Origin of the sequence: Clostridium sp. OF09-36 (assembly GCF_003481985.1) — a bacterium.
Taxonomy (GTDB): domain Bacteria; phylum Bacillota; class Clostridia; order Lachnospirales; family Lachnospiraceae; genus Brotaphodocola.
The window spans coordinates 86002-112825 of record NZ_QUMD01000002.1 but is presented as its reverse complement, the minus strand read 5'-3'; the positions used below and the strand labels follow the sequence as shown (position 1 = coordinate 112825).

21 protein-coding genes, 4 tRNA genes, 2 other RNA genes and 2 pseudogenes are annotated in these 26824 nt (G+C 49.0%); 27 read left to right on the top strand and 2 right to left on the bottom strand.

Going from position 1 to position 26824, the window contains the following annotated elements; translation table 11 throughout:
* The first annotated feature begins 53 nt into the window (after positions 1–53).
* The 14 genes and pseudogenes from rnr (at position 54) to rplT (ending at position 12624) form a co-directional block, all read left to right on the top strand.
* Positions 54–2198 (top strand): ribonuclease R, encoded by a 2145-nt coding sequence (gene rnr, locus DXA97_RS02240; protein ID WP_118718438.1) that lies wholly within the window; start codon positions 54–56, stop codon positions 2196–2198.
* Positions 2199–2212: 14 nt separating this feature from the next.
* On the top strand, positions 2213–2677 hold the full coding sequence (gene smpB, locus DXA97_RS02235; RefSeq protein ID WP_118718437.1) for an SsrA-binding protein SmpB: 465 nt from the start codon (positions 2213–2215) through the stop codon (positions 2675–2677).
* Between the two features lie 240 nt (positions 2678–2917).
* The gene (locus DXA97_RS02230; RefSeq protein WP_118718436.1) at positions 2918–3958 is read left to right on the top strand and encodes a branched-chain amino acid aminotransferase; all 1041 of its coding nucleotides are present in this window, start codon (positions 2918–2920) and stop codon (positions 3956–3958) included.
* A gap of 187 nt (positions 3959–4145) precedes the next feature.
* Positions 4146–4485, top strand: a transfer-messenger RNA (tmRNA) gene (gene ssrA, locus DXA97_RS02225).
* A gap of 104 nt (positions 4486–4589) precedes the next feature.
* Positions 4590–4946, top strand: coding sequence for a hypothetical protein (locus tag DXA97_RS19885; RefSeq protein ID WP_147355534.1), 357 nt, complete (start codon positions 4590–4592; stop codon positions 4944–4946).
* Positions 4901–5584, top strand: coding sequence for a DUF5688 family protein (locus DXA97_RS02220; RefSeq protein ID WP_118718435.1), 684 nt, complete (start codon positions 4901–4903; stop codon positions 5582–5584). Before DXA97_RS19885 ends, DXA97_RS02220 begins: the two co-directional genes overlap by 46 nt.
* A gap of 288 nt (positions 5585–5872) precedes the next feature.
* Positions 5873–6478, top strand: a pseudogene (locus DXA97_RS02215) (DNA/RNA non-specific endonuclease); the annotation flags it as partial.
* 228 nt (positions 6479–6706) lie between these two features.
* Positions 6707–8086 (top strand): hypothetical protein, encoded by a 1380-nt coding sequence (locus DXA97_RS02210; RefSeq protein WP_118718434.1) that lies wholly within the window; start codon positions 6707–6709, stop codon positions 8084–8086.
* On the top strand, positions 8053–8325 hold the full coding sequence (locus tag DXA97_RS02205) for a hypothetical protein (RefSeq protein ID WP_147355533.1): 273 nt from the start codon (positions 8053–8055) through the stop codon (positions 8323–8325). The genes DXA97_RS02210 and DXA97_RS02205 overlap by 34 nt, the downstream gene beginning before the upstream one ends.
* Before the next feature lie 495 nt (positions 8326–8820).
* Positions 8821–10758: a threonine--tRNA ligase gene (gene thrS, locus DXA97_RS02200; protein ID WP_118718432.1), complete on the top strand. Its 1938-nt coding sequence runs from the start codon at positions 8821–8823 to the stop codon at positions 10756–10758.
* A 157-nt stretch (positions 10759–10915) separates the two neighbouring features.
* Positions 10916–11230, top strand: coding sequence for a DUF1540 domain-containing protein (locus DXA97_RS02195; RefSeq protein ID WP_118543373.1), 315 nt, complete (start codon positions 10916–10918; stop codon positions 11228–11230).
* A gap of 278 nt (positions 11231–11508) precedes the next feature.
* A complete protein-coding gene (gene infC, locus DXA97_RS02190) occupies positions 11509–12003 on the top strand; it encodes a translation initiation factor IF-3 (protein ID WP_118543374.1) in 495 nt (164 codons plus the stop codon).
* A 33-nt stretch (positions 12004–12036) separates the two neighbouring features.
* A complete protein-coding gene (rpmI, locus tag DXA97_RS02185) occupies positions 12037–12234 on the top strand; it encodes a 50S ribosomal protein L35 (protein WP_118543375.1) in 198 nt (65 codons plus the stop codon).
* A gap of 33 nt (positions 12235–12267) precedes the next feature.
* A complete protein-coding gene (gene rplT, locus DXA97_RS02180; protein WP_118529968.1) occupies positions 12268–12624 on the top strand; it encodes a 50S ribosomal protein L20 in 357 nt (118 codons plus the stop codon).
* 65 nt (positions 12625–12689) lie between these two features.
* Here rplT and DXA97_RS02175 read toward each other — a convergent pair whose 3' ends face one another.
* Positions 12690–14162 carry a sensor domain-containing diguanylate cyclase gene (locus DXA97_RS02175; protein WP_118718431.1) on the bottom strand — a complete coding sequence of 491 codons (1473 nt, stop codon included), beginning with the start codon at positions 14160–14162 and terminating at the stop codon, positions 12690–12692.
* Positions 14163–14404: 242 nt separating this feature from the next.
* On the opposite strand from DXA97_RS02175, the gene DXA97_RS02170 reads away from it, so the two are divergent.
* The 12 genes and pseudogenes from DXA97_RS02170 to DXA97_RS02115 all read left to right on the top strand — a co-directional run bounded on the left by DXA97_RS02170 (position 14405) and on the right by DXA97_RS02115 (position 23764).
* Positions 14405–14488 (top strand) — tRNA-Leu (locus DXA97_RS02170).
* Positions 14489–14518: 30 nt separating this feature from the next.
* A tRNA-Asn gene (locus DXA97_RS02165) sits at positions 14519–14591 on the top strand.
* Between the two features lie 4 nt (positions 14592–14595).
* A tRNA-Leu gene (locus DXA97_RS02160) sits at positions 14596–14679 on the top strand.
* Positions 14680–14941: 262 nt separating this feature from the next.
* A tRNA-Leu gene (locus DXA97_RS02155) sits at positions 14942–15025 on the top strand.
* A gap of 128 nt (positions 15026–15153) precedes the next feature.
* Complete coding sequence (locus tag DXA97_RS02150; protein WP_118718430.1) at positions 15154–16164, top strand: deoxyguanosinetriphosphate triphosphohydrolase; 1011 nt, start codon at positions 15154–15156, stop codon at positions 16162–16164.
* Positions 16165–16208: 44 nt separating this feature from the next.
* Positions 16209–17983: pseudogene (gene dnaG / locus DXA97_RS02145) on the top strand (DNA primase).
* Positions 17984–18045: 62 nt separating this feature from the next.
* Positions 18046–19164 (top strand): RNA polymerase sigma factor RpoD, encoded by a 1119-nt coding sequence (rpoD, locus tag DXA97_RS02140; RefSeq protein ID WP_118718429.1) that lies wholly within the window; start codon positions 18046–18048, stop codon positions 19162–19164.
* A 29-nt stretch (positions 19165–19193) separates the two neighbouring features.
* Positions 19194–19847 carry a class I SAM-dependent methyltransferase gene (locus DXA97_RS02135; protein WP_243107519.1) on the top strand — a complete coding sequence of 218 codons (654 nt, stop codon included), beginning with the start codon at positions 19194–19196 and terminating at the stop codon, positions 19845–19847.
* Positions 19848–19877: 30 nt separating this feature from the next.
* Positions 19878–20675 (top strand): Nif3-like dinuclear metal center hexameric protein, encoded by a 798-nt coding sequence (locus tag DXA97_RS02130; protein WP_118718428.1) that lies wholly within the window; start codon positions 19878–19880, stop codon positions 20673–20675.
* Between the two features lie 78 nt (positions 20676–20753).
* Complete coding sequence (locus DXA97_RS02125; protein ID WP_118718427.1) at positions 20754–22409, top strand: nucleoside kinase; 1656 nt, start codon at positions 20754–20756, stop codon at positions 22407–22409.
* Positions 22410–22463: 54 nt separating this feature from the next.
* An RNA gene (rnpB, locus tag DXA97_RS02120) (RNase P RNA component class A) lies at positions 22464–22810 on the top strand.
* 96 nt (positions 22811–22906) lie between these two features.
* On the top strand, positions 22907–23764 hold the full coding sequence (locus DXA97_RS02115; RefSeq protein WP_118725772.1) for a hypothetical protein: 858 nt from the start codon (positions 22907–22909) through the stop codon (positions 23762–23764).
* Between the two features lie 112 nt (positions 23765–23876).
* Here DXA97_RS02115 and abc-f read toward each other — a convergent pair whose 3' ends face one another.
* Positions 23877–25895, bottom strand: coding sequence for a ribosomal protection-like ABC-F family protein (abc-f, locus tag DXA97_RS02110; protein ID WP_118718555.1), 2019 nt, complete (start codon positions 25893–25895; stop codon positions 23877–23879).
* Positions 25896–26072: 177 nt separating this feature from the next.
* Here abc-f and DXA97_RS02105 point away from each other — a divergent pair, with 177 nt between their 5' ends.
* Complete coding sequence (locus DXA97_RS02105; protein ID WP_118718425.1) at positions 26073–26747, top strand: redox-sensing transcriptional repressor Rex; 675 nt, start codon at positions 26073–26075, stop codon at positions 26745–26747.
* The last annotated feature ends 77 nt before the right edge of the window (positions 26748–26824 follow it).

Here is a 26824-nt window from a genome sequence, read left to right as displayed (position 1 = left end):
AAGAAAAAGCACTCTTGGAAACAAGGGTGCTTTTCGTTTAAAAGAGAGGAATTATGACAGAAGAGTTATTAAAAGAAAGAAAAGAAGCAATGCTGGCCCTGATCAATGATCCGACCTACGTTCCCATGAAGATCAAAGAGCTAGCCATGCTGTTAGATGTCCCGCGGGAAAAACGGGATGAGTTAAAAGAAGTTCTGGATGCCCTGGTGGCAGACGGCAAGGTTGGCCTTTCCAAGCGCGGCAAATACGGAAAGCCGGAGGCATTTACCATGGTCGGAACTTTTTGCGGTCATGCAAAAGGCTTTGGTTTTGTGACCGTGGAGGGCATGGACCAGGACGTGTTTATTCCGGCAGAAAAAACGAAGGATGCCATGCATGGCGATACGGTGCAGATCACGGCAAGCCCGGCAGCAAAGGGAAAACGCCCGGAGGGCGCAGTCATCAAGGTGCTGGAGCGCGCAAACCAGACTCTGGTGGGTTTTTACCAGAAAAATAAAAATTTTGGGTTTGTTGTGCCGGACAACCAGAAGATTAATGCCGATGTATTTATTCCGCAGGGCAAGGATATGGGCGCAGTGACTGGCCACAAGGTTGTTGTACGTCTGACCGATTTTGGCGGGGAGCGCAAGAATCCGGAGGGCATCATCACGGAGATCATCGGTCATGTAAACGATCCGGGAACTGATATTTTATCGATCGTAAAAGCTTACGGTATTCCGGAGGAATACCCGCCGGAGGTCATGAAGCAGGTGAGCCGCATCCCGGATGAGGTGGATAAGGCTGACATGGCTGGAAGAAAGGATATCCGCGATTGGCAGACGGTTACCATCGACGGGGAAGACGCGAAAGACCTCGACGATGCCATTACCATCAGCCGGGAAAGCTACGGCTACAAGCTGGGTGTCCACATCGCGGATGTCAGCCACTATGTGACCGAGGGCAGCCCGCTCGATGAGGAGGCGTTAAACCGCGGCACCAGTGTGTATCTGGTAGACCGTGTTATCCCGATGCTTCCGCATAAGCTTTCCAATGGCATCTGTTCTTTGAATGCAGGAACCGACCGCCTGGCGTTAAGCTGCATCATGGAAATCGATCCGCAGGGCCGCGTGCTGGGGCATGAGATTGCGGAAACCGTGATCCGGGTAGACCGGCGTATGACCTACACGGCAGTGAATGCCATTGTGACTGACCGCGATCCGGACACCATGGCAGAGTACGCAGACTTCGTGGATATGTTCGATTTAATGAAAGAGCTGGCGGATATCCTGCGTGAGAAACGGCGCCAGCGCGGCTCCATCGATTTCGATTTCCCGGAGTCCAAGATCATTCTGGATGAAAAGGGAAAGCCGGTGGATATCAAGCCGTATGAGCGGAATGCGGCAACCAAGATCATCGAGGACTTCATGCTGATGGCGAACGAGACCATCGCAGAGGACTATTTCTGGCAGGAAATTCCGTTCGTATACCGGACTCACGATAACCCGGACCCGGAGAAGATGAAACGCCTGGGCGTCTTCATCAACAACTTTGGCTACACCATCCGCACACACGACGGGGAAGTGCATCCGAAAGAACTGCAGAAACTCTTAAAGAAGATTGAAGGAACCGAAGAAGAGGCATTGATCAGCCGCTTGACCCTGCGCTCCATGAAGCAGGCAAAATACATGCCGGTCTGCAGTGGGCATTTCGGCCTGGCAGCAAAGTATTACACCCATTTCACCTCTCCCATCCGCCGTTATCCGGATCTGCAGATTCACCGTATCATCAAGGAAAACCTGCGGGGCGGCTTAAGTGAGAAGCGCATCGCCCATTATGGTAAGATCCTGACCGGAGTGACCATCCAGTGTTCCGCAACAGAGCGCCGCGCGGAAGAAGCAGAGCGTGAAACCATCAAGCTTAAGAAGTGCGAGTATATGTCCAAACGCATCGGCGAGATTTTTGAGGGCGTGATCTCCGGTGTGACGAACTGGGGCTTTTATGTGGAGCTTCCGAATACCGTAGAGGGCCTGGTGCATGTCAATGAACTGCACGGAGACTACTATGTGTTCAACGAAGAACGCATGGAATTGCGCGGGGAAATGAGTGGAAAAACCTACAAGCTTGGGCAGAAGATCCAGGTGGTGGTAACCGGAACCGACCGGTTAACCAAGACAATCGATTTTATTCCGGCGAAGAATATGGAGCTTCCGGAGGAATAAAAGACAGGAGGGCAATTTTGAAAGAAGCAATCAAACTGGTGGCCAACAATAAGAAGGCTTATCATGATTATTTTATTGACGAGAAATTTGAGTGCGGTATTGAGCTGTTCGGAACCGAAGTCAAGTCCATCCGTATGGGAAAGTGCAGCGTGAAGGAAGCATTTGTCCGCATCGACAAAAATGAAGTTTACATTTACGGCATGCACATCAACCCGTATGAGAAGGGCAATATCTTCAACAAAGATCCGCTCCGTGCGCGTAAACTGCTCATGCACCGCAGCGAGATCAACAAACTGGAAGGCAAGATCCGCGAAAAAGGCCTGACCCTGGTGCCGCTCCAGGTTTATTTTAAAGGCAGCCTGGTAAAGGTAGAGATCGGTCTGGCACGCGGTAAGAAGCTGTATGATAAACGCGACGATATTGCGAAAAAAGATGCGAGACGTGAAGTGGAGCGGGATTATAAGCAGAAACTGCGGTAAACTTTTTTGTGGGAAGAAAATCTGCAAGATAGATCTTGTGGTTATGAAAAAACTGCATGGATATAAGAAATAGTCATATCTAATATGAAGCACATGTATAGTCAAATTGAAAATCAACCATTGATTTTCAGAACAGTCAGGGCTATAATGTTCATTAATCAATCGATTATAAATCTTCCCGCGGATGACAAAACGGCAAAAGCATCAGGATACCGCATCGGGGTCCATGGGAAACCAGAGATGGAGGATAAGACAATGGAAAAGAAAAATCTTGACTGGGGAAATATCGGATTCAGCTATGTAACAACTGACTACCGTTATGTGTCAAACTATAAAGACGGAAAGTGGGACGAGGGAACCCTGACCGAGGATCCAAACGTCGTGATCAATGAGTGCGCAGGCATTCTGCAGTATTGTCAGGAGTGCTTTGAGGGCTTAAAGGCATACACCACCGAGGATGGCAGCATCGTAACCTTCCGCCCGGACTTAAACGCAGAGCGTATGATGGACTCCTGCGCAAGACTGGAGATGCCGCAGTTCCCGAAAGAGCGCTTCATGGAAGCACTCGATAAAGTCGTAAAGGCAAACGAGGCATGGGTACCGCCGTATGGCAGCGGAGCAACCCTTTACATCCGCCCCTACATGTTTGCATCAGGACCGGTTATCGGTGTAAAACCATCTAACGAGTATCAGTTCCGTATTCTGGTAACTCCGGTAGGCCCGTACTTCAAGGGCGGCGCAAAGCCGATCACCATCTGCGTCAGCGACTTCGACCGTGCTGCACCTCACGGAACCGGTCATGTAAAAGCTGGTTTAAACTATGCAATGAGCTTACACGCACATGAGGTTGCACATGACAACGGATTCGATGAGAACATGTTCCTGGATCCGGCAACCAGAACCTATGTAGAGGAGACTGGTGGTGCAAACTTCTTATTTGTAACCAAAGATGGCGAGCTTGTAACTCCGAAGTCTGATTCCATTCTGCCGTCCATTACCAGACGTTCCCTGGTTTATGTAGCAGAGCATTACCTCGGCATGAAGGTAACCCAGCGCCCGGTAAAGCTGTCTGAGCTTGGCGATTTCGCAGAGTGCGGCCTGTGCGGTACTGCAGCCGTTATCTCTCCGGTAGGCAAGGTAGTAGACCACGGCAAAGAGATCTGCTTCCCGAGCGGCATGGAGAAGATGGGACCGGTTACCCAGAAGCTGTATGATACCTTAACCGGCATCCAGATGGGTAAGATCGAAGCTCCGGAAGGCTGGATCCACAAGATCAAATAAGAAAATCAGGCAAGAGGCATTTGATTTTTAAACCAGAAGTTGAAAATTTAGACACCCGGATCTCGTTGACAAAAACGGATCCGGGTGTTACAATATCACATACTTGCAGCGGCGGTTTCACTTCTTTGCGATGCGCCTGCAGCAGGTATTTGTTATGTATCACCGCTGAGTCACGGTGAGCCAGTAAGGGGTTGTACTGGTTTCGACGGGGGTCATGCAGCTGGTGAAGCTATCCGCATGCGGTGCGTTAAACGGCAAAATTAAAATTAAACGCTGAAGATAATTTAGCATACGCAGCCTAATGGCTGCTGTCAGTCTTAGTGCACTCACACATTAAGAGTCTGGCATCGACTATGTGAGAAACGACATGTATTAAGCTTTGCGTGCATGGGCGTATCATGAAGCTACTGAAACTGCGAGGGTGTCTGTTTTCGCGCGGCAGAGGGAATGTCAAATAACAGACTATGATAGTAGAAGAACAGGGAATTGATTTTCGGACAGGGGTTCGATTCCCCTCAGCTCCACGCTAAAAGCCGCGTATTTACGCGGCTTTTTTTATCAAAAGAAACAGTGGAAAAAAGAACGTGAGTTCTGCATAATGAAATATAGAAAACGAAAAGGAGAAGACGGTATGAACTATGAGGAATTTAAAACAGAGTTTATGAAGCGGCTTACGGAAAAGATGGCAGGCATGGAAAACATCTGGAAGTTTAAGCTGTTTGAAGATGGGGCGGTTTCTGAAAATCCAGAGGAAGGTGCTTTTATCCGGGCAACGAATGATAAATACAGCCAGACAGAGAGCGATACGCTGATTGGAGATTTTCTGCGGATCGCGCCGGTAGATAAAACGGAGGGCAGCGAAGCCAGATTTGAGATGAAGTACCTTTACGAGAGCTTTCAGGAAGCAGGATGGGACTTCATCTGGAAATTGTGGAGGCGAATATGCGCTGCGCGAAAAACATCGACATCAAAGACATCAGCAGTGTGATCGATCAGTATGACCAGATCAAAGGCAGGCTGATTTTGCGCCCGCTGAATTATACAGACAACAAGTATGCATTGAAACACTGCATATACAGACAGGTTGGAGATATGGCGCTGGTTTTATATCTGCTGCTCTCAGACAGTAGTGAGTTTGGCCTCACAACGACGAAAATCCAAAAAGAAATTGCAGAAAAATGGGAAAAGAGTACCGAAGAACTCATGGAGACGGCACTGATCAATACCAACATTCGTTCCGTGCCAAGAATGTACAACAGTCCGGCAGAGTCTGCAAATCCGAAGTATCAGACCGGTGCGTACATGTCGGTAGGAGCAAAAAGCAGACTTGCAGCCGGGATGAACAGCAGCATATTTACGACATATCCGAGTGTGAATGGCGCGATCAGTTTCTGGTATCCGGGCGTACAGAAGAAACTGGCTGAGATGGCTGGCGGGGATTATTATGTTGCATTTACGGGAATCCATGAGTTTCATATTCATCCGGTGGGCAGTACGACCCCGCGGGAAATCCTGGAACGGATCAAGCAGATGAACCGCTACATGAACAAGAAAGAAGAAATTCTGAGCAGAAAGGTCTATCGTTATCAGGCCGAAACAGGAGAATTAAAAGAACTGGAATTGTAAGGAAGTAATATGGGCAGAAAAAAGAATGTTTATAATCAGGCAAAACGCGGAGTGAAGCGTTATCAAAAGGCAAAACAGGGGAAAAAGGGCAGAGCAGCAGTGCTTGCAGCTGTGGCGATCATTCTCGCGGCGATCGGTGTCAGCCAGAAAGACATTGGGCGGCTGGAACAGGCAGCAGAACGGGTTCTTGATGCATATGAGACGACTGCGGAAACATCTGTGCAGGGACAGGGAAATTCTGCACCGGGACAGCAGACGTATGATGTGGAAAATCCTTCCGGTGTTCAGATTGGTGCTGGCGTAGAAGTTTATGTGGACCTGGTGGCTATCCCGCCTTATTCCGGTGATCCTTATGCGGTTGTGAATGGAAACGTTCCATACTTTACCGAATCGGATCTGACGAGCGAATCATTTGAGTATTACAGCGACTTAGATGAGCTGGGACGCTGCGGTACTGCCTATTCCAGCGTAGGAACCGATCTGATGCCGACGGAAAAACGCGGTTCCATCAGTAAGGTGAAGCCCACAGGCTGGCAGACTTCGGAATATGAGTTTGTCGATGGAAAACATCTCTACAACCGCTGCCACCTGATCGGATACCAATTAACGGCAGAGAATGCCAACGAGAAAAACCTGATCACAGGTACCCGTTACCTGAACGTAGATGGCATGCTGCCATTTGAAAATCTGGTGGCAGACTATGTAAAGGAAACAGAAAACCATGTGCTGTACCGTGTGACTCCGGTGTTTGAGGAGGACAACCTGGTCGCATCCGGTGTGCTGATGGAAGCGGAATCCGTAGAGGATGAAGGCGCGGGGGTAGAATACTGCGTTTACGTTTATAATGTGCAGCCGGGTGTCGTGATCGATTATGCGACCGGGGAGAATCAAGCGGCAGAATAATGCTGCTGTTAGCCAGAAAATCCCGTTGATGGATACTTATGTGAGAATAGCAACATCACGCCCGTTCATTGCCGCTTCGTTGACGGATGCGATACAACTGTGTTACAATGTAACCTGGTTTTTGCGTAAGAGCGACGAAAAACGTTACGCAAAATAAACATGTGACTGTGAAGCTATGGAACAGTTACGAAGAAACATAAATGGCGGGGTTACATACATATGAAAAAGAAAAGTCTGGTCCGTACGCTTGGAATGAGCATGACAGCGCTTGCGGCCGCGGCAGCGATTACGGTATCTGGAATTCAAAGTGAAGCATCATCTTCCTATTTAAAAGCAGCGACGTATGTGTCGGATGCCTGGGTAAGCAATTTCTGGAATTCGGAAAGTGATCACATGGAGGAGGAGCTGGCGCAGATTGCGGCAGATGGGTTCAACAGCATTGTGCTGGTGATCCCGTGGCGCGAATTTCAGCCGGGCGTGCTTCCAATCTCTTATAACCGTTATGCCTTCCAGAAACTGGATAAAGTAATGTCCGCTGCGCAGGCAAAGGGACTTATGGTGGAGCTGAGAATCGGCTATGTCTGGGATTACTATTCAGATGATGTAGCTACGACCCGGTACAAAGAACTGTTAAAGGATGCTTCTACCCGTGCAGCCTGGCTGGCATACGCAAAGCAGATCTACCGGACGGCATCGGCGCATTCCAATTTTCATGGCGGTTTTATCACCTGGGAGGATTTCTGGAACTATGTGGAGGATGCGGCAAACCTGGGAAAGGGTGCAAACAGCAGGAAAGCAGCAAAGGACTGTGGATATCAGGCATGGCTGAAAAAGCATTACTCTTTAAAACAGATAAATGGCTACTACCAGCCGGCGGAACGTTTTGCCAGCTTTGACGATATTTATATTCCATCCAGAACCAGCTATGCGTATAAGCTGTTTTATGAATTTTACGATGATTTCTTAAATGATCTTTTAGAGGATACCCAGAAGGTTTTCCCCAATCTTTCCATGGAGGTCCGGCTGGATGTTGACCCGGTCGATGCAAACGATGGAAGTGGCCAGGCTGGAGCGGCACATTACAGTACCTTCTCCTGCAAGGATGCAGATCACACAGCGTTGATGTATAGCGTTTCCATGGGGCAGAGCTTCGGTGCCGTGATCTCCGCACAGGAAGCAATCCGGACTATGAATGAGCAGCTTTCTATCGTCCGTTCTAATAATGGGGGAAAGCCGGTCTTCGTTGACCAGCTTCTTTACATGGATGCAACCGAAGGGTTTGAACAGAATGCGCGGCTGGCGGAAAGCCACCGGGGCGCATACCTTACCGGTATCCCGGATACGCTCCGCACCTATACAAACGGGTATGCGGTCTGGACTTACCGGAATTATACGAATAATCCGGTTTATAATCACCAGTTTGCCCTTGGTACCCGTGGCTGGGAGGTGCGTAGCGGTGCTGTGAAGGAACGTAATGGCAGCAGCCAGCTCTTTTTACAGAAAGGCGGTAGCTGTCGCAGAAAGTCGGACACCGGATCGGAGGGCGCTCTACCCACGATGGACATGTGCGTTTTACAGCAGACAGTGATGAGCCTGTGACGCTGACGGTAAAGCTTGGCTCCATGAGCCAGACGGTGGAAGTAAACGGACCAAAGCAGTATGACTTGAATCTTGGGCGCAAAGGATTCTATGATGTAACCTTTGAAACAGATGGTGACGTATATCTGGACAATATTCATGTATACAATTTTGTGCAGGATGGCCAGCTATATGATGTGGATGGCAATGCGCTCAGCTGTCTTGGGGCCATGCGCTCCCTGAATGCGAGCATGAACTAAGAAAGATTCTGCCAGCTTCAAAGAAAATTTCCGGACACCTTTCCAAACGTTTTGGAATGACTTTTGCAAGAATGACTTTTGCAAAATTTTTATGCTTGACATATTTTCCGGCCGTGCTATAATCAGTGACAGATATGAGAAAAGTTTCATATTTACGAACACGTTGATGAGAAGAGTACTTCGGCAGAGCCATTCAGAGAGAGGTGCAAAGGGTGTGAGCATCTTATGGGAAGGCCGGCAGGAAAACCAGCTCGGAGTGGTCCTTAATCGGATCCGGTGATTCCGTTACCATCAGAATGAAGCGGCTGTGTGAATTTACATTCAGGCAGCAAACAGGGTGGAACCGCGATAAATGAATTATCGTCCCTTGTCCGGTGTGTGAAAACACATCAGGCAAGGGGCTTTTTTATTTCAGGATGCAAAAAGCTTTTGCATCGCTTGCCAAAACTTATCGTCCCTTGTATCATAAGAAAAAAATACCAGGAGGAAAAAAGCATGATCATCACATTAAAAGATGGAAGCAAAAAAGAGTATGCACAGGCTATGTCCATTATCGATATTGCCCGTGACATCAGCGAAGGACTGGCACGTGTTGCATGTGTCGGCGAGGTAAACGGCGAGACCGAAGATCTGCGTACCGTTATCGACAAGGACTGCGAGCTGAATATCCTGACTGCAAAGGATGAAGCAGGACTTGCAGCACTTCGTCACACCGCAAGCCATGTTATGGCCCAGGCGATCAAGAGACTGTATCCGAGCGCAAAGCTGGCAATCGGTCCGTCTATCGCAGATGGTTTTTACTACGACATCGATTTTGAGACCCCGATCACTGCAGAAGATCTCGAAAAGATCGAAGCTGAGATGAAAAAGATCATCAAAGAGGCACTTCCGCTGGAGCGTTTCACTCTTCCGAGAGAAGAGGCACTGGCGCTCATGAAAGAGAAAGAGGAGCCGTACAAAGTTGAACTGATCGAGGATCTTCCGGAAGGCGAAGAGATCAGCTTCTACAAGCAGGGTGAGTTTACCGATCTTTGCGCAGGCCCGCACTTAATGAACACCAAAGAGGTCGGAAAGGCTTACAAGCTGACCAGCATTGCCGGTGCATACTGGAGAGGAAACGAGCACAACAAGATGCTGACCCGTATCTACGCTACCGCATTTGCAAAGAAGGAAGAGCTGGAAGCATACTTAACCATGATCGAGGAAGCAAAGAAACGTGACCACAGAAAACTGGGCAAAGAGCTTGGCCTGTTCATGATGCACGAGGCTGGTCCTGGCTTCCCGTTCTTCTTACCGAAGGGCATGGTATTAAAGAACACTCTGTTAGAGTATTGGAGAGAGATCCACAAGAAGGCTGGTTATGTAGAGATTTCCACTCCGGTCATCTTAAACAGAAGCCTGTGGGAGACCTCTGGTCACTGGGATCATTATAAGGATAACATGTACACAACTGTTATCGATGACCAGGATTATGCGATCAAACCGATGAACTGCCCGGGCGGCGTTCTGGTTTATGCATCTGAGCCGCGTTCTTACCGTGATCTTCCGCTCCGTATGGGCGAGCTTGGACTGGTTCACCGTCATGAGAAATCTGGCCAGCTTCACGGCCTGATGCGTGTACGCTGCTTTACTCAGGACGATGCACACATCTTCATGACTCCGGAGCAGATCAAGGACGAGATCAAGGGCGTTGCACAGCTGATCGACAGCGTATATAAACTGTTCGGTTTCAAATATCATGTAGAGCTTTCTACCCGTCCGGAAGACAGCATGGGAAGTGACGAAGACTGGGAGATGGCTACAGACGGTCTGAGAAATGCCCTGGATGAGATGGGCCTGGATTATGTGGTAAATGAAGGTGACGGCGCATTCTACGGCCCGAAGATCGACTTCCACCTGGTAGATGCGATCGGAAGAACCTGGCAGTGCGGTACCATCCAGCTTGACTTCCAGCTTCCGCAGCGCTTTGAGCTGGAGTACATTGGTGCAGACGGCGAGAAACATCGTCCGATCATGATCCACCGTGTAGCATTCGGTTCTATCGAGCGTTTCATCGGTATCCTGATCGAGCATTTCGCAGGTGCATTCCCGACCTGGCTGGCTCCGGTACAGGTAAAGGTACTGCCGATCTCTGATAAGTACATGGATTATGCAGAGAAGGTAAAGGCTGCCCTGGATGCTGCTGATATCCGCACCGAGGTAGATACCCGTTCCGAGAAGATCGGCTACAAGATTCGCGAAGCACAGAAGAACAAGATTCCGTACATGCTGGTCGTAGGCCAGAAGGAAGAGGAAGAGGGCGTTGTATCTGTCCGCAGCCGTTTCAAAGGCGATGAGGGACAGAAGTCCTTAGAGAGCTTCATTGAAGACATCAAAAAGGAAATTGCTTCCAGAGAAGTACGTGCTGTGGAAGTAAAACCAGAGCAGAAATAATACTGGAACAAAAATAATGCCGGTACAATGCTAGTGCAGAAATAAAAAATACGTTGTTGTTTGCGTGATGTGTGAGCAGCAACGTATTTTTTTAATGAAAAAGTCCATACTAGTCCTGTGGAATTATTTAAAATAAGAAACAGGAGGTATGGGTTCCATGACGAAATTAGAGTGCAACGTAACAAACTGTCTTCACAATGCAGATAACTGCTGCTGTAAGCAGGCTATCATGGTAGATGGCCATGATGCAAAAGAAAAAGAGCAGACCTGCTGCGGAAGCTTCGACGAAAACAAAGGCGGTCTCTTTAAAAATGTCTTTAAGACACCGGAAAGCCGCCTGGAGGTTTCCTGCGAGGCAGTGCAGTGCATTTACAATGAAAATCACCGCTGCGCAGCCGAGCATATCGGCATTGCGGGAGACGGCGCAAGCAGGGCGGAGCAGACACTCTGTACTACATTCGAGAAGAATTAAAATTTTATTTTGAAAAATCCCCGGAAAAACGCTTGACTTTTCCGGGGATTCATAGTATAGTGATAAAAGTTGTGAGAGCAACACAGGAAAGTAGGTATCCACCTCACCTCGGCACGAGTAAGTGACCCTGGTTTATAGCAAAGAATGCGTATATGCGGCGGCAACAACGTCCTATGCGATGCTTTTGAGGGTGGGTAGAATATTCTATCTACTTTTTTTATGCAGAAAAACAAACATGCAGAATTCTATGATGGGGGTGCACGACTATTAGCGAGTTAATGATTAACGAACAGATCAGAGACAAAGAAGTTCGATTGATTGGTGCAGACGGCGAGCAGTTAGGAATCATGTCTGCGAAAGAGGCCTTTAAGCTGGCTCAGGACGCAGAACTGGATCTTGTAAAAATTGCTCCGACGGCGAAGCCACCGGTTTGTAAGATTATCGATTACGGTAAATATCGTTACGAACTGGCAAGAAAAGAGAAAGAAGCTAGAAAAAAACAGAAGGTAATCGAGGTTAAGGAAGTGCGGTTGTCTCCGAATATTGACACCAACGACTTAAACACAAAAACGGGCGCAGCACGGAAATTCCTGGAAAAGGGAGATAAAGTCAAAGTTACCTTACGTTTCCGTGGTCGTGAGATGGCGCATATGTCCAAGTCCAAGTACATTCTGGACGATTTTGCTGAGAGCTTAAAAGATATTGCAACCATTGACAAGCCTTCCAAAGTGGAAGGAAGAAGCATGGTTATGTTTTTGACTGCCAAGAAGTAAAAGCAAAGAGAAAGAATTAAGGAGGAAGTTATAATGCCTAAATTAAAAACAAGCAGAGCAGCTGCAAAACGTTTCAAAAAGACCGGTACCGGTAAGCTGGTAAGAAATAAAGCATACAAATCTCACATCTTAACTAAGAAGTCTACCAAGAGAAAGAGAAATCTTAGAAAAGATATCGTTACCGATTCCACCAACGCAAAGGTAATGAAGAAGATTTTACCATATCTGTAATAGACTGATTAGATTAAGAAGGAGGAAAAACCGATGGCAAGAATTAAAGGCGGTATGAACGCAAAGAAGAAACACAATAGAGTGCTGAAAATGGCTAAAGGCTACAGAGGAGCACGTTCTAAACAGTATAGAGTAGCAAAGCAGTCTGTAATGAGAGCTCTGACCAGCTCCTACGCAGGCCGTAAGCAGAGAAAGAGACAGTTCCGTCAGCTGTGGATCGCTCGTATCAACGCAGCAGCACGTATCAATGGTCTGTCCTACAGCAAGTTTATGTACGGCTTAAAGCTGGCTGGTGTTGAGATGAACCGTAAAGTTCTGTCTGACATGGCTATCAACGATGCTGAGGGCTTCGCAAAACTGGCTGAGCTTGCAAAAGCTAAATTAGCTTAATAGGCTTTATAAAAGAACATAAAGAGAGGACCGGCGTTTGCCGGTCCTTTTTGCGCTGCTTGCCGTCAGGCTTTTTCATAGACAGTGTAGTTATTGCGCCCGCCGCGCTTGGTCTGGTAAAGTGCCTTGTCTGCATTGCGGTAGAGCTCATCGAAACGGATGCCCTGTTCCGGGCTAAAGGCAAGGCCGACACTGAAGGTAATGGACTGGTTATCCATCTCTGCATGCTTTACAGCGCGGATCTGGCCGAGCATGGCTTCTACCCGCTTTAGGGCAATGTCTTTGGAACCGATGTTTTTCATGAGGATCACGAATTCATCACCGCCGATACGGCCGATGATGTCCTCATCGCGGAACTGTGCTTTTAAAAATGCGCCTACGCGCTGAAGGATCACATCGCCGACTGCGTGTCCCCAGGTATCGTTTACATCCTTAAATTTGTCGATATCGAGAATCAGAAAGGCGTGGAGCGAATCCGGGCTGCCTGTCCGGAGAAATGCATCGATGACAGGCGGGGTGTGTTCCTTATTATAAAGAGAAGTCAGACCATCGATCTGGGCGGAGTATACAAGCTCCCTCCGGTCTCTGGTATGGATCATGGCAATGCGGCAGACCAGAAGAAGAACCAGGAGCATGAAATAGCAATTCAACGCAAGCTCATAATCGTGGATGAATTCGTAGCTTTGGTTGGCAATGGATACGGGAATGACGTAGCACATCATCCAGTTGTTTAAGTGGAGTGGCGTGTACGCAATATAGCGGCTGGAAGTCGGGTCCTCTGGCTGGATCAACTTTAAAATGCCTTCAGACTGGGACTGGAAGGCGTCGCGGATTTTTTGAAGAGAATCGTTGCTGCGAAAATCCCATTTGCTGTAAAAGTCAAAGAAATTATCGGTGTAGGTGATTTTCTGTGTATCGGCATTACCGTCCAGGGTGATGATATTTCCCTGTTCATCGATGATGATGCAAAAGCCCTGGCTTCCGAACAGATCGTCGAACATTAAGTGGTTCAATGCGGTAATATTATAGGAAGTGCCTAAAACCCCGATGACAGAGCTGTTATGCAGGACCGGAACGCCAAGGATCACACGGGTCTCATGGTCGACACTGCTTTGGACCGGATCGCTTAAGATCCGCTGGCCACTGATCCCTTCTTTAAAATAATTGCGGTGGGAGAGGTCTTTTACATCCCCATTTTCATAGTGCGCGGTTCCGTCCGGCTCGATCAGTGCAACGTGATCGATGGAGGTGGTGGATTTGATGGAGAAAAGCATATCCCGGTTTTCCTGGGAGAGAAGTACGCCGTCCTTTCCAATCTGTGCTGCGATCCCGTCCAGAAACTGGTAGTTGACATCCAGAATATCCTCAAAATGTACGCTCTGCCTGGAAACATTGGTTATCAGCTTTGACTGGGACAGTGATTCTACAGCACGTTGGGAAACTGCGGAAAAAACAACAATGCCAAGCACAGTTGCAACAATGAAGGCTACGATACTGGGGAGATAACCCTGGAGCGGGGTCTCGAATTTCTTTTTCATAAACAGTCACCTCATTCGTTAAAAAGTTGTGAACTCTCTTCAATTATATCGAGTTTGTGTAAAAAAATCTACAAAATGCATAGAAAAAGATGACAAATATAAAAATGTGTATGCCAAAGTGATAAACTTAAGGGCAGAAATGAAATGAAAAAGGGCAAAAAATAAAAAGAAAAAATAAAAAACAAAAAATGATAAAAAGTGCTTGCCAGAAACAGGGAACTGTGGTATAGTATTAAACGTTCGCGGGAGTGCTGGAATTGGCAGACAGGCTAGACTAAGGATCTAGTGGCAGTTATGTCGTGTGGGTTCAAGTCCCATCTCCCGCAGTATCTTCTAAAAAGAGGGTACGGGAACATTCCTCGATAGCTCAGTCGGTAGAGCACGCGGCTGTTAACCGCGCTGTCGTAGGTTCAAGTCCTACTCGGGGAGTTTTGCAGAAGTGGCGGAATTGGCAGACGCGCACGGTTCAGGTCCGTGTGGTAGCAATACCTTGTGGGTTCGACTCCCATCTTCTGCATGAGCAGAGCGAAGAACAATTGGTTCTTCGCTTTTTTCATTTCATGAGAAATCAAGGTCTGTGAAACAAGAACGCTCCGAGAAGCTATAAAGCGCTGGCTATGTATTTGCTGATTGATTGGGAAAAATAAATTCACATAGTTCTGCATGTTTTCACGGAAAAATAAATTTTTATAAAAATTAAAAAATCAGTTGACAAATCAGAATGGGTTGGATATAATATACATGTTGGTTCGGTGAATAATTCATCGGGGCAATGGTTCGCAGAAGTGGCGGAATTGGCAGACGCGCACGGTTCAGGTCCGTGTGGTAGCAATACCTTGTGGGTTCGACTCCCATCTTCTGCACGAGCAGAGCGAAGGACGATTGGTTCTTCGCTCTTTTTGCATACCCTGAAACGGAAAATAGTATGAAAATTTCGGAAATTATGTTATACTTATTATAATTGTGAGTCTGGAAAGGGGGAAATGCTTTTATGAATATCAGAGAGATGAGAGAAGCCTGGGAAGCAGATTATCTGAGTCCCTATGCAGCTTTAAGCAGAGATACACTGGGGCGTGACCGCGAGGAAGAGCCTTGCGACATCCGCACAGCGTACCAGCGTGACCGCGACCGGATCCTGCACTGTAAGTCTTTTCGCAGATTAAAGCATAAAACGCAGGTGTTTCTGGCACCGGAGGGAGACCATTACCGGACCCGCCTGACTCATACACTGGAGGTTGCGCAGATTGCAAGAACCATTTCCCGTGCACTCCGGCTAAACGAAGATCTGACAGAAGCCATTGCCCTCGGACACGATCTGGGGCATACGCCCTTTGGACACTCCGGAGAGCGGATCCTGGATGAGCTTTGTCCCTATGGGTTTGCCCACTATCTTCAGAGTGTGCGTGTCGTGGAGGTGCTCGAAAAGGATGGAAAAGGGCTGAATCTTACAAAAGAGGTCCGGGACGGCATCAAGAATCACAGGACCAGCGGCCATCCTTCTACACTGGAGGGATGTGTGGTGCGTCTTTCTGACAAGATCGCGTATATCAACCACGATATCGACGATGCTATCCGGGCAAAAATCTTCACCGAGGACCAGCTTCCGTCCCGCTACACCGATGTCCTGGGACACAGCGTGCGGGAGCGGCTGAATCTTCTGGTACATGATATCATCCTGCAGAGCATGGATGCTCCGGAAATTAAAATGTCGCCCGCCATCGAGGAAGCGATGCAGGGACTTCGTGGATGGATGTTTGAAAATGTGTACGAAAACAAGGTTCCAAAAGCAGAGGAGGGAAGAGCCCAGCAGCTGCTGGTATTTTTGTACCGGTATTATCTGGAGCACACATCTGAGCTGCCTGAGGAATACCTGTTTATGATCCGGAAACGGGGAGAACCAAAGGAGCGGGTGGTCTGTGATTATATCGCAGGCATGAGCGACAGCTATTCCATCGACAAATTTGAGGAGTTGTTCATCCCGAAATCCTGGAAGGTGCATTAAAGGCTACTGTTATAACCATGATAAGGCGAAAGGAGCAGAGTTTCATGTATTATCCGGAAGATGTCGTAGAAGAGGTACGGACAAGAAATGATATTGTAGATGTGATCTCTGGATATGTAAAGCTTCAGAAAAAAGGGTCAAATTATTTTGGCCTTTGTCCGTTCCATAACGAGAAATCCCCTTCGTTTTCCGTGTCACCACAGAAGCAGATGTATTATTGTTTTGGCTGTGGGGCCGGGGGCAATGCGATCACGTTTGTTATGGAATATGAAAATTATTCCTTCTCGGAGGCATTAAAGGTGCTGGCAGACCGGGCCGGAATCCATTTGCCAGAGGTGGAATATTCAAAAGAGGAGCGGGAGAAGGCGGATAAACGTTCGACATTGCTTGAAATCAATAAGCTGGCGGCAAATTATTTTTATTACCAGCTCCATCAGCCACAGGGAAAGCTGGGCTATGACTATTTCCGGAAGCGGGAATTATCCGACGATACCATCCGGCACTTCGGACTTGGCTTTTCCAACAAGACCAGCAACGATCTGTACCAGTATCTGCGCTCGAAGGGCTATACCGATGAGATCCTGCGCGACAGCGGCCTTGTGACTATGGAGGAACGCGGGACCTACGATAAATTCTGGAACCGTGTTATGTTCCCGATCATGGATGTCAACAACCGTGTGATCGGGTTTGGCGGGCGCGTGCTGGGCGATGGAACCCCGAAGTACTTAAACTCGCCGGAGACGATGATTTTTGATAAGAGCCGGAATCTGTATGGCCTGAATTATGCCCGCACAAGCAGGGAAAAATATATGCTGGCCTGTGAGGGCTACATGGATGTGATCGCTATGCACCAGGCGGGCTTTACCAATGCAGTGGCATCGTTAGGAACTGCCTTTACAACCCAGCATGCCGTGCTGTTAAAGCGCTATACGGACACCGTTATCCTGACCTACGACAGTGACGGAGCCGGCATAAAGGCTGCACTCCGTGCAATCCCGATCCTAAAGGAGGCCGGCATCTCCACAAAGGTACTGAATTTAAAGCCCTATAAGGATCCGGACGAATTTATAAAGAATCTTGGTGCAGATGCTTTCCGGGAGCGGATCGCGTCGGCCCAGAACAGCTTCCTCTACGAGATCGACGTATTAAAACGGGAATACGACTTAGAGGACCCGGAACAGAAAACCCGTTTTTACAATGCTACAGCCAGAAAGCTTCTGGAGTTTCATGAGGCGCTGGAACGGGACAACTATATCAGGGCGGTCGCACAGGCCCAGATGATCCCTTATGAAGACCTGCGCAGCTGGTAAACCGTCTGGGCAGCCAGCTTGGACCGGCTACCGGAAAACGCTATGAGGAGGATAGAAGGGATCCACAGGAGCGCAAAAAGAAGAAGGAAAAGGATGACGGGATCCGCAGATCCCAGCGTCTCCTCCTGACCTGGCTGATCGAGAGTCCCCAGCTGTTTGAAAAGATCGAGGGAATCATCAGCGCAGAGGACTTTCGGGAACCGCTGTATCACGAGGTTGCCTGCATGGTTTTTGACGGTCATAAGCAGGGAAGCCTGAATCCGGCGGGAATCCTGAACCGTTTTATCAACGATGAAGAACAGTATAAGCAGGTGGCGGCTTTGTTTAACGCCAGTCTGCAGGATTCATTAAATAATGAAGAACAGCGAAAAGCATTTTCTGAGACAGTGCTGAAAGTAAAGAAAAACAGCCTGGATGAGGCAAGCCGGAGCGCCACAGACATTGCACAGCTCCAGGAAATCATCCGGCAGCAGGCAGCACTGAAAACGCTTCAGATATCCATTGACTAGGGAAAGAACCGGACGGAAACATTTCCTTCCGGTGGTCTGCAGTTGAGAAAGGGCGGATAGATATGGAAGAACGTACACAGACATTTGAAGAGAAGCTGGGATTACTGTTAGAGGAAGCCAGAAAGAAAAAGAATGTACTGGAGAACCGGGAAATTCTCGATTTTTTCAAGGGTGAGATCCTGGATCCGGAAAAGCTGGACCGTATTTACGATTTTCTGGACCGCAACCAAGTAGATGTCCTCCGGACAGATGAGGAGGATGACATCGATCCAGATCTGTTTTTGGATGAAGAAGCGGAGAAAGAGGAAGAAGCAGAGCTGAACCAGCTGGATCTGTCCGTGCCGGAGGGTGTCAGTGTGGAGGATCCGGTCCGCATGTATCTAAAGGAGATCGGAAAGATCCCTCTTCTGACAACGGACCAGGAGATTGAACTGGCCAAGCGCATGGAATTAGGGGACCAGTCGGCGAAAAAACGTCTGGCAGAGGCAAATCTCCGTCTGGTGGTCAGCATTGCGAAAAAGTATGTGGGAAGAGGCATGCAGTTTCTGGATCTGATCCAGGAGGGAAATCTGGGATTGATCAAGGCTGTGGAAAAATTTGACTACCGCAAGGGCTATAAATTTTCAACCTATGCTACCTGGTGGATCCGGCAGGCGATCACCCGTGCGATCGCTGACCAGTCCAGAACGATCCGTATCCCGGTACATATGGTAGAAACCATCAACCGCCTGATCCGTACCTCCAGGCAGCTTGTACAGGAGCTTGGCCGGGAGCCTACCGCAGAGGAGATTGCCGCTAAAATGGAAATTCCGGTAGAGCGTGTGCGGGAGATCCGGAAAATCTCCCAGGATCCGGTATCGTTAGAAACCCCGATCGGAGAGGAGGAAGACAGCCATCTGGGTGATTTCATCCAGGATGACCATGTGGCTGTCCCGGCGGAAGAGGCAACCTTCACCCTGCTCCATGAACAGCTCATGGAAGCACTGGAAACCTTAACGGAGCGGGAACAGCAGGTATTACGCCTGCGTTTTGGCCTGGATGACGGCAAGCCGAGAACCCTGGAGGAGGTTGGAAAGCAGTTTCATGTGACCCGGGAACGGATCCGCCAGATCGAGGCGAAGGCATTGCGCAAGCTGCGCCATCCAAGCCGCAGCAGGAAGCTGAAGGATTATCTGGATTAAAAATCTATAGAAATAAAGGATATGGTAAGATGCGATTATCAGACAGACTGGAACGGATTGCCGCCACGGCGGCAGCAGTAACAGAAGGATATGTGGCAGATGTGGGGACGGATCATGGATTCGTCCCGATCCGTCTTGTGGAGAGTGGAAACGTAAAGCAGGTCATTGCCATGGATGTGCGTAAAGGGCCGCTTGCCAGAGCCAGTGAGCACGTTCAGGCATATCATATGGAAGGGCAGATCAAGGTACGGCTGAGTGACGGCTTAAAGGAATTAACCCCGGGCGAGGCAGATACCGTGATCATCGCCGGGATGGGCGGAGAGCTGATGCTGCGCATTTTAAAGGATGGCGCACATATGTATAACAGTGTAAAGCATTATGTGCTCTCCCCGCAGTCGGAGCTTTCTGTGTTCCGGCACGGACTGGAAGAGCTTGGCTTTTCTATTCTGGAGGAGCAGATGCTTTTCGATGAGGGAAAATACTATGTGATCTTACAGGTAAGCCCGGGAAGCATGCACTATACGCATGAGTACGAATACCGATACGGTGCAGACCTGATCCGAAAAAAGGACCCCGTCCTGCGTGCCTTCCTTGAGCGGGAGCTGTCCCAGGGCGAAGAGCTTTTAAAGCATTTGTCATTAAGCAATACAGATGGTGCGAAAAAGCGGGCCGAAGGCTGTTAAGGGAACTGGAAGAGACAAAGGAGGCGTATTATGCTTTGCAGGGAGCTGATTGAAAAGCTGGAGAAGCTGGCCCCGCGTGAGCTGGCCTGTGACTGGGATAACCCAGGGTTTCTGGCCGGCCGGGGAGATAAGGAAATTAAGAAGGTGCTGGTTGCTTTGGATGCCACGGACCGGGTTGTAGAGCAGGCGGTAAAGGAGAAGGCAGACTTTCTTCTTACCCATCATCCGCTTGTCTTCCGGCCGTTAAAGCAGGTAAACGATGAGAATTTTATCAGCCGCCGGATCGTGACACTGCTGCAGGCAGATATTTCTTACTTTGCCATGCATACAAACTTTGATGCAGCGCCAGGCTGTATGGCAGATCTGGCAGCGGACCGTCTGGAAATCCTGAACGGGGTACCGCTTGAGGTGACTGGTGAGGTAAACGGCGAAGCGGTTGGGATCGGAAAAGCAGGAAGCCTGAAAGCGCCGGTGCCGCTGGATGCGTTTGCAGACCAGGTAAAAGCAGCCTTTGGCCTGCCGTTTCTTCTCATGTACGGAAGCGATGCGGTAAAGGAGCCGGTCAGCCGCGTGGCAGTGTCTCCGGGTGCGGGAGGCAGCATGATCCGCTATGCACTGGAAAAAAAGGTCCAGGTGCTGGTCACCGGGGACATTGGGCATCACGATGCGATCGATGCAGCGGCATCAGGAATGGCGATCCTGGATGCTGGCCATTATGGGCTGGAGCATATTTTTATCCCGTTTATGGCTGACTATATCAGAAATGTTTCGGGCAGTACGCTAGAGGTACTCCAGGCAGCACCGGATTTTCCGGCCCGTGTGATCTGATATAATGCATAGGTGGGAAAATTCCTTATAACTCCTGTAGCCTGTGATGGAATGGAATCGTTTGAAAGGAGAGTGCGTATGGTTCGCGTGTGTGTATTGGGAGAGGAAAAACAGTATCAGGAGGATACACTCTTAAAAGAAGTGGCAGAAGAATTCCAGTGCCGTTTTTTTCATGAGATCCTGTTGGCTACGGTAGATGGAAAGCTGCAGGAGCTTCATAAGAAAGTAAAAGAAGGAACAAAGATTGAATTTTTAACGGCTGCGGATAGACCGGGAATCCAGACCTACCAGCGCAGTGTGCTTCTGATCCTCTTAAAAGCGTTTTATGAGGTAGCAGGGGCAGAACACATCCGGAAGGTCTCCGTGGAGTATGCCATTGCCAATGGCCTTTTTATTGAATCGGACGGGGACTTTGCCAAAGACCAGGAGCTGGTAGACCGGATCAAAGCGAAGATGACCGAATATGTGGAGGCAAAGCTTCCGATCATGAAGCGGAACGTAACCACGGACGAGGCCATTGAAATCTTTCATAAGCACCGGATGTATGAGAAGGAGCGCCTGTTCCATTACCGCCGGGTATCCCGGGTAAATCTGTACAGCATAGGCGGCTTTGAGGATTATTATTATGGCTATATGGTGCAGAATACCGGTTATTTAAAGTACTTTGACCTGATCACGTACCGGGATGGTTTCATGCTCCTGCTTCCGGAACAGCAGGACCCGGAACATGTGGCACCATTCCACGACCGGGAAAAGCTGGCTGAGGTGTTAAGCGAGACCGAGGGCTGGGGAAGACAGCTGGAGGTTCCGACGGTAGGAGCCCTGGACGATGTCATCTGCAAAGGAAAGATCAGCGAGCTGATCCTGATGCAGGAGGCGCTGATGGAGAAAAAGATTGGCGATATCGCTGAACGGATCGCTGTCCGTCCGGATACGAAGCTTGTCATGATCGCCGGGCCATCTTCGTCGGGAAAGACCACATTTTCCCACAGGCTTTCCATCCAGTTAAAGGCAAAGGGCCTAAAGCCTCACCCGATTGCAGTAGATAATTATTTTGTAAACCGCGTGGACAGTCCGAAGGATGAACACGGCAACTACAATTATGAGGTTCTGGAATGTCTGGATACCGCACTGTTTAACCAGAATATGACAGATCTTCTGGCAGGAAAGACTGTGGAGCTGCCAGAGTATAATTTCATCAAGGGTGAGCGGGAATATCATGGGGATTACCTGACGCTGGGACCGGATGATGTGCTGGTGATCGAAGGAATCCACTGCCTGAATGAAAAGCTTTCCTACGCCCTGCCGAGGAAAAACAAATTTAAGATCTATATCAGTGCCCTGACCCAGTTAAACATCGATGAGCACAACCGGATCCCGACCACAGACGGGCGCCTGATCCGCCGGATCGTGCGGGATGCGAGGACCAGGGGGGCTTCGGCCCAGGCAACCATCCGCATGTGGCCTTCCGTGAGAAAGGGAGAGGAGGATAATATTTTCCCATATCAGGAGGATGCAGATGTGATGTTCAATTCCGCCCTTGTTTATGAGCTTGCAGTATTGAAGCAGTATGCGGAGCCGGTGCTGTTTTCCGTTCCGCGTGACAGCGCGGAGTATGTGGAGGCCAAGCGCCTCTTAAAATTCCTGGATTATTTCCTTGGTGTCAGCAGCGAAGAGATCCCGCATAATTCCCTGATCCGCGAGTTTATCGGTGGAGGATGTTTTAAAGTCTGATATGGACCGGAGATAGTTGACAGTATTTCAGAATGATGGTAGAATAGGGAACATTGAGTAAGACAAATGGTCGCTGCCGCAGAAACGAAAGGCTGCGGGAGAGGAAAGTCCGGGCTTCACAGGGCAGGGTGCCAGATAACGTCTGGCGGAGGTGACTCCAGGGACAGTGCAACAGAAATATACCGCCGGCTTTGCCGGTAAGGGTGGAAGGGCAGTGTAAGAGACTACCGCCCGTCTGGTAACAGACGGGGCACATGTAAACCCCACTCGAAGCAAGACCGAACAGAAAGCATAAGGCGGCCCGCCTGCTTTCGGGTAGGTTGCTTGAACCAGGTGGTGACATCTGGTCTAGATAGATGACCATTCAACGACATAACCCGGCTTATCGTCTTGCTCATAATCTGATCTCGAATGGGGGTGACGCTGTAAAAAGCGCACCTCCTTTTTGTTTATAAGAAATAACGCGTTGCTGCATATGGAGAAAGGATGGGATCGCGATGAACCATAGGTTTCGGAAGGGCGCACTATGCCTGGTGTCTGTTTTGGCGCTTTCGGCCGGTGCCCTGTTTCCTTCCCGGGCAATGGATGCCCCGGGAAGCGGGGGGAAAAACTGGAGCTATGGAAAGGACCACCACTGGACCTACCGGGATGAAGACGGCACATTGCACACAGGCTGGCTCTTTTATGAGGGAGAATGGTACTGGTTCGATGAACGCGGCTGGCTGCAGACCGGTGGCCAGAGGGACATTGACGGGGAACGCTATTTCTTTTTCAGCAATGGCCATATGGCAAGAAACCAGTATGTGGAATTAAAGTTTCTTGGGGAGAACGGACAGGAGGAAAAGAACCATGAGATCCGTGTGATCGGGACAGAGCGGCCCGATGCAGAGGATAAGGACTTGATCACGGACTATCTGTATGAGGTTCCGCGCGGCTGGCTTTCCCAGTTTGTGGAGGATGGCTGGCAGTTCTTGTTTTATAAGAAAAAAAGCTATTTTGAAGCACCATCCACCTCTTCCGGTATCTATTATGTACATCATGATACCGACCGGCGCTATAAAAAGGCAAAATTCTGTGATGCAGACGCGATCCTGCAGGCTTTTGGGGAGTACGCAGGGTATAAGGCGGGCTGTTACCGGGAAGACAGCACCATGATGCAGAAATTCTGGAATGCAGGTCCGGTCCTTGAGGATGTTCTGGAAATCCCGGATTATTATGCGTCGGATGCAGCATTCTGCTTTGGAAAATTATTTTCCGATTATGTGGGTGGCGAGAAAAAAGAAGACCTGCAGCGCGGTTTCCCGGAGGTGTGTGAGGAGTTGGAGAAAATCCTGCATCAGAAAGATGAGAAGTGAGTATTGACAAAAACCATACAATCGGGGATAATAAACCTACTAAAACGATAGGTGATGCAAAAGAGAATATGGAAAGAGAGATAGAAGAGAGATAGAAAAAGGAGCTGGCAGATCATTCTGCCAGCTCTTCCCAGGTCTCATAGAGTTCCTCAAGCTTTTGCTTAAGGGACTCTTTTTCGTTATTCAGTTCCACAAGGCGGGCAACATCGGTGTAAACCTCCTCCTGAGAGAGAAGCGCATCGATCTCGCCGTCGCGTGTCTCAAGACGGTGGATCTCATCCTCGACCTTTTTCAGATCATTCTGGCGCTTGCGGATGCGGGCCTGTTCTTCCTTTTGTGCCTTCCAGTCCAGCTTGACCTCGCTTTCAGCAGTGCCTTTTTGTGCCTCCGGGACACCGGTGGCTTTTAATTTTCCATTTGCGGCAGCAGTGCCGATAGCGCGGTCCCTTTGCACAAGATGCTGGGAGTCTGCCAGCGATGCGTCAGCAGCTCCTGCATGCACCGGAGCAACATATAATTCCTTCATCAGATCCTTCTTTTCCAGATAGTAATCGTAATTGCCAATGTAATTCAAGAAGGTTTGTCCGGTCAGCTCCAGGATCCGGGTAGCGGTCTGGTTGATGAAGTAACGGTCGTGGGAAACGTAAAGCACGGTTCCGGTATAGTTTTTCAATGCGTTTTCCAGAATTTCCTTGGAGGTAATGTCCAGATGGTTGGTCGGCTCATCGAGGATGAGAAAATTGGCTTCGGAAAGCATGAGCTTTGCGAGGGAAACGCGTCCGCGTTCTCCACCGCTTAGATCGGAGATACGCTTAAATACATCGTCACCGGTAAATAAAAATGCGGCAAGAATGTTGCGGATCTGGGTGTTGGTCAGATTTGGGTAAGCGTCTGAAACCTCCTCAAATACAGTCTTTTCCATATGAAGGACATGGTGTTCCTGGTCATAATAGCCGATATGTACCTTCGAGCCGAGGGTAATCGTGCCGGAATCGGCCGGAAGCAGGCCGTTAATGATCTTTAAAATAGTGGTTTTTCCGGTTCCGTTATTTCCGATAATGGCAACCCGCTCCCCACGCTTGATATCCATATCGACATGGGAGAACAGGTGAGTGCTGCCGAAGGATTTGCCCAGATCGCGAACGGTAAGGACATCGTTTCCGCTGACGATATTCGGCTCCAGGCTGATGCGCATCTCGTCCTGGATCTCTGCAGGCTTGTCCAGAACCTGGATCTTAGAGAGCATCTTTTCGCGGCTTTCAGCACGCTTGATGGACTTTTCGCGGTTGAAGGATTTTAACTTGGTAATGACCTCCTCCTGATGCCTGATCTCCTGCTGCTGGTTTAACCAGGCCTTCATCTGGGCAGCGCGGATCATGGCCTTTTTCTCGCTGTAGGCGGTGTAGTTGCCAAGGTAAACCGATGCATGCCCCATCTCGAGCTCCACGACCTTTGTGACTACGCGGTTTAAGAAATACCGGTCATGGGCAACGATGATGACTGCCCCGTTATAGTTTAAAAGATAGGTCTCCAGCCAAGCGATGGATTCCATATCCAGGTGGTTGGTCGGCTCATCGAGCAGGATGATGTCCGGGCGGGAGAGTAAGAGCTTACCAAGGGAAACACGGGTTTTCTGTCCGCCGGAAAGCGTGGAGACAGATTTGTTAAATTCATCCTCGGTAAAGCCCAGGCCCTTTAAGACGCCGGTTAACTCGCTCTGCCATGCATAGCCGTTTTCCAGCTCAAAGGTATGGCTTAAACGGCTGTATGCAGAAAGCATCTGTTCTAATTCCTCGCCGGTGGCATGCTGCATGCGGATCTCCAGATCGCGGATATCGAGCTCCATGTCGATGATGGGCTGTTTGACCTCTTTTAATTCTTCATAGATGGTACGGCTGCTGTCCAGATCCTGATGCTGGGCCAGATAACCGAGCGTTTTTCCCTTTGCCAGTACAACCTCGCCGGAATCGGCGGCAAGCTCGCCTACGATGATCTTTAGCAGGGTGGATTTCCCGGCCCCGTTGATCCCGACAATGGAGGCCTTTTCCTGGTCTTCTATATGGAAGGAAACCTCGGACAGAATCTCATCTGTACCGAATGCTTTGCTGATGTGATTACATGATAAAATCATAAATAACTCCATTTCGTTACATTTTCTACTATAAGACTTATCAAGTATAATACAGGTTTTTGGCACTTGTAAAGGGCTTTCTGTGTATTTTTTGTTCAGGAATTGTTTGAACATTGACATAGATTTCGCAAACGGTTATAATAGAATCCAATAGTTTACGTATAGGAGATGTGCAGCATGGAAAACAGAGAGATATCCAAAGCAGTTATTACAAGGCTTCCGCGGTATTACCGTTACCTCGGAGAGCTTTTGGAATCAGGTGTCGAGCGTATCTCATCCAACGAACTGAGTACCCGGATGAAGGTTACCGCTTCCCAGATCCGCCAGGACTTAAATAATTTCGGTGGGTTTGGACAGCAGGGATACGGCTACAACGTGAAATACCTGTATACAGAGATCGGAAAGATTCTTGGGATCGACCGTCAGCATAACCTGATCATCATTGGTGCCGGTAACTTGGGGCAGGCAATCGCAAATTACGCAAATTTCGAGAAGCGTGGATTTATCATCAAAGGAATGTTCGATATCAATCCAAGACTGATCGGTCTTGTGGTGCGCGGTATTGAGATCCGCGGTGTCGATGATCTGGAGCAGTTCATCAAGGATAACGATGTCCAGATGGCGGCACTGACGATCCCAAAGACAAAGGCACCGGAAATCGCAGACCGTCTGGTAAATGCCGGGATCAAGGCAATCTGGAATTTTGCCCATGTAGACTTAAATGTACCGGAAGACGTCGTTGTTGAGAACGTCCACCTTTCAGAAAGTCTCATGCGCCTGTCTTACCGGGTGTGCAGCATGCAGGACCGCAAGCTGGAAGAGGAAAAGAAAAAGGCACAGAGCGAAGCGTAACGGCAGGATCTCGTTGCTGGGCACGCACGCGTGAGCAGCAATGAAAAAGAGCCGGCAGGCAGGGATAAGGAAAGTTA

Coding starts and splice junctions, on each gene's coding strand:
- DXA97_RS02125 (WP_118718427.1), top strand. CDS start 20,754: ATGGTTCGCGTGTGTGTATTGGGAGAGGAAAAACAGTATCAGGAGGAT.
- DXA97_RS02105 (WP_118718425.1), top strand. CDS start 26,073: ATGGAAAACAGAGAGATATCCAAAGCAGTTATTACAAGGCTTCCGCGG.
- DXA97_RS02135 (WP_243107519.1), top strand. CDS start 19,194: ATGCGATTATCAGACAGACTGGAACGGATTGCCGCCACGGCGGCAGCA.
- DXA97_RS02130 (WP_118718428.1), top strand. CDS start 19,878: ATGCTTTGCAGGGAGCTGATTGAAAAGCTGGAGAAGCTGGCCCCGCGT.
- DXA97_RS19885 (WP_147355534.1), top strand. CDS start 4,590: ATGAACTATGAGGAATTTAAAACAGAGTTTATGAAGCGGCTTACGGAA.
- rplT (WP_118529968.1), top strand. CDS start 12,268: ATGGCAAGAATTAAAGGCGGTATGAACGCAAAGAAGAAACACAATAGA.
- rpoD (WP_118718429.1), top strand. CDS start 18,046: ATGGAAGAACGTACACAGACATTTGAAGAGAAGCTGGGATTACTGTTA.
- DXA97_RS02175 (WP_118718431.1), bottom strand. CDS start 14,162: ATGAAAAAGAAATTCGAGACCCCGCTCCAGGGTTATCTCCCCAGTATC.
- DXA97_RS02195 (WP_118543373.1), top strand. CDS start 10,916: ATGACGAAATTAGAGTGCAACGTAACAAACTGTCTTCACAATGCAGAT.
- abc-f (WP_118718555.1), bottom strand. CDS start 25,895: ATGATTTTATCATGTAATCACATCAGCAAAGCATTCGGTACAGATGAG.
- DXA97_RS02220 (WP_118718435.1), top strand. CDS start 4,901: ATGCGCTGCGCGAAAAACATCGACATCAAAGACATCAGCAGTGTGATC.
- thrS (WP_118718432.1), top strand. CDS start 8,821: ATGATCATCACATTAAAAGATGGAAGCAAAAAAGAGTATGCACAGGCT.
- DXA97_RS02230 (WP_118718436.1), top strand. CDS start 2,918: ATGGAGGATAAGACAATGGAAAAGAAAAATCTTGACTGGGGAAATATC.
- rpmI (WP_118543375.1), top strand. CDS start 12,037: ATGCCTAAATTAAAAACAAGCAGAGCAGCTGCAAAACGTTTCAAAAAG.
- DXA97_RS02210 (WP_118718434.1), top strand. CDS start 6,707: ATGAAAAAGAAAAGTCTGGTCCGTACGCTTGGAATGAGCATGACAGCG.
- rnr (WP_118718438.1), top strand. CDS start 54: ATGACAGAAGAGTTATTAAAAGAAAGAAAAGAAGCAATGCTGGCCCTG.
- infC (WP_118543374.1), top strand. CDS start 11,509: ATGATTAACGAACAGATCAGAGACAAAGAAGTTCGATTGATTGGTGCA.
- DXA97_RS02150 (WP_118718430.1), top strand. CDS start 15,154: ATGAATATCAGAGAGATGAGAGAAGCCTGGGAAGCAGATTATCTGAGT.
- DXA97_RS02115 (WP_118725772.1), top strand. CDS start 22,907: ATGAACCATAGGTTTCGGAAGGGCGCACTATGCCTGGTGTCTGTTTTG.